Consider the following 5,177-nt stretch of genomic DNA (forward strand, 5'->3'; position numbering starts at 1 on the left):
GGGCTGGGGCCGGGGTCGGGACCGGGGTGGCCGGTGAGGCGTCCCACCGCCGCCGAGGGGCGTGCGGGGACATCGTCGCGCGTCTCCTGCTCGGCTGCACCGGACACATCGGCCTCCGCGGCTCGCGGCCAACCGCCGCACGGCGGGCAGCGCCTGATGGCGGGCCGGCGCACCCCGCGGCGTCCCGTGCCGCACGGACCCGGCCCGCCCCCCTCAACCGTGTTCTGCCCCCAAACCCGCCGACTCGCACGTTTCCCGCCGCCCCGGCGGGCACCGGCCGCGGCCGGTCTTCCCGCGACCGCTCCCACCTGCGACTGAACCGTGACATGCGCGGGGAGCCCAGCGCCGGAGCGCCGTGTGATTATCTGTCGTCACGCGTGTCTGCGCGTGATCGGGGTTGCCGCGGGGGCGCGGCCCTGGGGAGGGGAGAACAGTTGTGACGGTGCGGCGGATACCGGAGGCGGCGCGGGGCGGCCGCAGGACGCTTCTCGCGTTGCTGCTCGGGGTGTCGCTGATGGCGGTGGCCGCGTGCGGCGGGAGCGGTGGCTCGGGAGACGGTGAGAAGGGCGGGGACGGCAAGGGAGAGGGCCGGACCAGGACATCGCGGGCCGTGGTGACGATCGCGCCCAAGGACGGCGCGAAGGGCGTGGACACCACCGGTGCGCTGAAGGTCACCTCGGCCAGGGGCACCCTGTCCTCGGTCAAGGTCAAGGACGCCAAGGGAACTCCGGTCGCGGGGAAGGTCGCCCGGGACGGGAGGAGCTGGCGGCCCGAGGCCCATCTCCGCTCGGACACCACCTACACCGTGGACGCGGTCGCCAAGGACGCCGACGGCCTGGCCACCACCAGGCACGCGACCTTCACCACGCTGCGGCCCAAGGAGACCTTCCTCGGCGTCTACACCCCGGAGGACGGCTCCACGGTCGGCGTCGGCATGCCCGTCTCGCTCCGCTTCAGCCGCGGCATCACCCACCCGGCGGCCGTGGAGAAGGGGATCGAGGTCAGCGCATCCCCGCCGGTGCCGATCGCGGGCCACTGGTTCGGCAACGACCGGCTGGACTTCCGGCCGGAGAAGTACTGGAAGCCCGGCACCAAGGTGACGCTCCGCATGGACCTGGACGGGGTCGAGGGCAGGCCGGGGGTCTACGGCGAGCAGCGGAAGTCCGTGACGTTCACCATCGGCCGCAGCCAGATCTCCGTCGTCGACGCCAAGTCCAAGAAGATGACGGTCAAGCGGGACGGCAGGACCATCAAGACCGTCCCCATCACCTCCGGCGCGCCCGGCCACGAGACCTACAACGGCAAGATGGTGATCAGCGAGAAGCTCCCGGTGACCCGGATGGACGGCGCCACGGTCGGTTTCGACGGCGAGTACGACATCAAGGACGTGCCGCACGCCATGCGCCTGTCGACCTCCGGCACCTTCATCCACGGCAACTACTGGGCGGGCCGGGCCACCTTCGGCTCGGCCAATGTCAGCCACGGCTGTGTGGGCCTGTTCGACCAGCGCGGCGGCGGGGACTCCACCGCCCCGGCGGCCTGGTTCTTCCGCGAGTCGCTCATCGGCGATGTGGTCATCGTGAAGAACTCCGATGACGAAACCATTCAGCCGGACAACGGACTCAACGGCTGGAACATGTCCTGGGCGAAGTGGAAGGGGTGAGCCCGGGGCTCCGCCGCCGTGGCCGCCCCACCCCTGCGCTCTCGTGTTAGCGGGCGCTAACCTGCGCTCATGACTGTGAACCTCGAGGTCGCCGACGGCGTGGCCACCTTCCGCCTTGACCGCCCCCCGATGAACGCGCTCGACATCGCCACACAGGACCGGCTGCGGGAACTCGCCGCGGAGGTGACCCGCCGCGACGATGTGCGCGCCGTGGTCATCTGGGGCGGTGAGAAGGTGTTCGCGGCGGGCGCGGACATCAAGGAGATGCGGGAGATGGACCACGCCGCGATGGTGGTCCGTTCCGGGGACCTCCAGGAGTCCTTCACCGCCGTGGCCCGGATCCCCAAGCCCGTGGTCGCCGCCGTCACCGGCTACGCCCTCGGCGGCGGCTGCGAGCTGGCGCTGTGCGCCGACTTCCGGATCGCCGCCGAGAACGCCAAGCTCGGCCAGCCGGAGATCCTGCTCGGCCTGATCCCGGGCGCGGGCGGCACCCAGCGGCTGGCCCGGCTGGTCGGTCCGGCCAAGGCCAAGGACCTCATCTTCACGGGCCGTCAGGTCAAGGCCGACGAGGCGCTCGCCATCGGCCTGGTGGACCGGGTCGTACCGGCCGAGGAGGTCTATGACCAGGCCCACGCCTGGGCGGCGCGGCTGGCCCGGGGTCCGGCGATCGCGCTGCGCGCGGCCAAGGAGTCGGTGGACCGCGGGCTGGAGACGGACCTCGACAGCGGCCTGGCCATCGAACGCACCTGGTTCGCCGGGCTGTTCGCCACCGAGGACCGGGAGACCGGGATGCGCAGCTTCGTCGAGGAGGGTCCGGGCAAGGCCACGTTCCGCTGACGCCCGAGCGATTCCGGTGTCCGATCGCGGCGGCCGGGGGCGCGGCGGGGCGGTTGCCGCGCCCCGGCCACGGGTGGGCCGGTGGTGGCCGCGCGAGGCCACGGGTGGCCCGGTGGTCGCCGCGCCCCGGCCGTGGGTGGGCCGGTGGTGGCCGCGCGTGGTCCGGCGGTCGCGACACAAGGGCCACGGGGTGACCGCCGCGCGTGGCCCGGCGGTCGCCCCGTGTGCCCTTGTGCGGTCCGGCGGTTGCTCCATGCGGCCCGGTGGCTGATGCGCGCGGCACGGCGGTCGCTGCGCGAAGGCCCGGTGGCTGGACCGGAGCGTTCCGTGGATGCCCCGTGCGAGCGAATTTTCTTCGCCATCGGTCGACCGGTGGATGATCGGTTCCGGTACGCTGGGTGACCACGCGTACGCGCGGTGACATCGCTGGTGGGGTGGGGTACGTGAGTGCTCCAACTGCCTTTGGCATATGTCGGATCGGGTTTATGGAGCCTGGGGCTCCGGTGTTCGGGATCCCATGGTTCCGCCCCGGATGGCCTTTTTGGCGGCCATGATGGGGGGCATGGCGGGCTTGGAGGGAATGGAGCAGCCGCAGCCGCGCAGTGGTACGGCTGCGGTGCGGGGGGTGCCGACCGCCGAGGACCGGGCCCTCAAGGCCCTTGATCTCTTCGGGAACCCTGCGGCCGAGGAAGTCCGGCTGCCCTCCCGCCCCGAGTCCGCGGGGACCGCCCGCCGGCTGGCCGAATTCGTCGTGGTGCACGACTGGGGGCTCGGCCTCCAGCTCGCCGAGCACACGGTGCTGCTGGTCTCCGAACTGGTCGGCAACGCCGTACGGCACACCGGCGCCCGCACCTTCGGGCTGCGGATGCTGCGGCGGCGTGGCTGGATCCGGGGCGAGGTCCGTGACCCCTCCCGGGGGCTGCCGTGTCTGATGCCGGTGGGGGAACTCGACACCAGCGGACGCGGGCTGACGCTGGTCGATCAGCTCTCCCAGCGGTGGGGGGTCGATCTGCTGCCGTGCGGCAAGACGACCTGGTTCGAGATGCGGGTGGCCGAAAGCTGACCGCGCGAAGGGATGTGCGGATCCCGGCACGATGTGCGAAAGCGGTGTGCCGAAGGGGCGCGCGGAACCGGACGCGGAACGGATGCGCGAAACGCGATGCGCGCATCCGGATACGGAAGGGATCGTGTGAACGGGGCGTGCGAGAGGGGCCCGTGTCGTCGCGCGTCGACGGCATGGGCCCCTTCCGCCCCCGGGGCATGGCGCGAAAGGGGTGTTCGCCATGGCATCCGGGGGAAGCGACCTCGCTCGGGTCAATGGGGGTCGCGGCCCCGACTATCGCAGAGACGGAAGGGGACTACCAGGCCAATCCAAGGTGAGGTGCAACACTTGCCTTGTTAACGTCGGGTAGATGGGTAAGTTTCCTTCGTTGTCCACTTCCTTCGAACGAATTTTCAGTGGTTCGGACCGTGACGCGAAATCTTTCTTTGCCTGGCGGTCCTTGGCATGGCCCTGCCCAACGTCCACCATGGAACGGCGCTACGCGCGTCACACCCCACGCGTCACATCCCCTTGTCCCGCTACGGCATTCGGGAGACCCCCCATGGAAGCGCACGGCCGCACCCCCACCCGGCGCACCCTGCTCCGCACGGGCGCCTACCTCGCCACCGCCGCCACCGGACTCGCCGCCACGGCGGCCACCGCCGCCACCGCCCACGCCGACGACAGACGCGGCCGCCGCGCGGCCGCCTATCCGCCCACCCACTGGATCCCGGCCTCCACCGCCAACTACCGCGTGTCCAGCCGCCCGACCTCGTATCCGATCGACTTCGTCGTCATCCATGTGACGCAGGAGACCTTCCAGGACGCGATGAAGATCTTCCAGGACCCGGCCAAACAGGTCTCCGCGCACTACATGGTCGCCTCGGCCGACGGCTACGTCGGGCAGTTCGTCCGGGAGAAGGACGTCGCCTGGCACGCGGGCAACAAGGACTACAACAACCGCAGCATCGGCATCGAGCACGAGGGCTGGGTGGACGAACCGAAGTGGTTCACGGACGAGATGTACGCCTCGTCCGCCGCCCTGACCGCCGCCGTCTGCGACCGCTACGGCATCCCCAAGACCCGCGACCACATCATCGGCCATGTGGAGGTCCCCGGCGCTGACCACACCGACCCCGGACCGCTGTGGGACTGGGACCGCTATATGGCGTTGGTGGCCGGAGCCTGATGTCCCCGGCCGACGGAGCCTGAGCCGCGAACACGGCGGCACGACCGCCGGGCCGTCCGCCGCCGACCGCTAATCTGTGCGGGTCAAGCACACGCACGGAAGGGGCGGAACAGGTGGCGGACATCGAGGCGGCGCGCAAAGCGTTCGAGCGGTATGACCTCAACGGTGACGGTCAGATCACCGCGACCGAGTACAAGAGCGTGATGGCGCAGCTGGGGGACCCGTATGTCACGGAGCCCGTCGCCCAGGCCGTCATCAACGCCCATGACTCCAACGGTGACGGGCTGCTCACCTTTGACGAGTTCTGGGCGGCCCAGAACAAGGACGACAAGAAGAACGCCTGAACGGGGCCCCACACCGGGGCGGGGCGGCACCCACCGGACGGGCCGGAACGTCTCGGCCGGCCGGAACGTCTCGGCCGGCCGCAACGTCCGAACGGGCCGTAC

The 5,177-nt window shown here is 71.0% G+C and carries 5 protein-coding genes; all 5 read left to right on the plus strand.

Going from position 1 to position 5,177, the window contains the following annotated elements:
* Positions 1-436: 436 nt before the first annotated feature.
* The 5 genes from AXW62_RS34615 (at position 437) to AXW62_RS34635 (ending at position 5,075) form a co-directional block, all read left to right on the plus strand.
* Positions 437-1,663: a L,D-transpeptidase gene (locus tag AXW62_RS34615; RefSeq protein ID WP_060947931.1), complete on the plus strand. Its 1,227-nt coding sequence runs from the start codon at positions 437-439 to the stop codon at positions 1,661-1,663.
* Between the two features lie 69 nt (positions 1,664-1,732).
* Positions 1,733-2,500, plus strand: a complete 768-nt coding sequence (locus AXW62_RS34620) for an enoyl-CoA hydratase/isomerase family protein (protein ID WP_060947932.1) — start codon at positions 1,733-1,735, stop codon at positions 2,498-2,500.
* 562 nt (positions 2,501-3,062) lie between these two features.
* Positions 3,063-3,563 carry an ATP-binding protein gene (locus AXW62_RS34625; protein WP_060947933.1) on the plus strand — a complete coding sequence of 167 codons (501 nt, stop codon included), beginning with the start codon at positions 3,063-3,065 and terminating at the stop codon, positions 3,561-3,563.
* A gap of 541 nt (positions 3,564-4,104) precedes the next feature.
* Positions 4,105-4,731, plus strand: a complete 627-nt coding sequence (locus AXW62_RS34630) for an N-acetylmuramoyl-L-alanine amidase (protein WP_060947934.1) — start codon at positions 4,105-4,107, stop codon at positions 4,729-4,731.
* A gap of 113 nt (positions 4,732-4,844) precedes the next feature.
* On the plus strand, positions 4,845-5,075 hold the full coding sequence (locus AXW62_RS34635; protein WP_030823667.1) for an EF-hand domain-containing protein: 231 nt from the start codon (positions 4,845-4,847) through the stop codon (positions 5,073-5,075).
* Positions 5,076-5,177: the final 102 nt, after the last annotated feature.

Source organism: Streptomyces hygroscopicus subsp. hygroscopicus (genome assembly GCF_001553455.1).
Taxonomy (GTDB): domain Bacteria; phylum Actinomycetota; class Actinomycetes; order Streptomycetales; family Streptomycetaceae; genus Streptomyces; species Streptomyces hygroscopicus.

Excerpts from the sequence above, each read along its gene's own strand:
- AXW62_RS34620 (WP_060947932.1), top strand. The coding sequence starts at position 1,733 with ATGACTGTGAACCTCGAGGTCGCCGACGGCGTGGCCACCTTCCGCCTT.
- AXW62_RS34625 (WP_060947933.1), top strand. The coding sequence starts at position 3,063 with ATGGCGGGCTTGGAGGGAATGGAGCAGCCGCAGCCGCGCAGTGGTACG.
- AXW62_RS34630 (WP_060947934.1), top strand. The coding sequence starts at position 4,105 with ATGGAAGCGCACGGCCGCACCCCCACCCGGCGCACCCTGCTCCGCACG.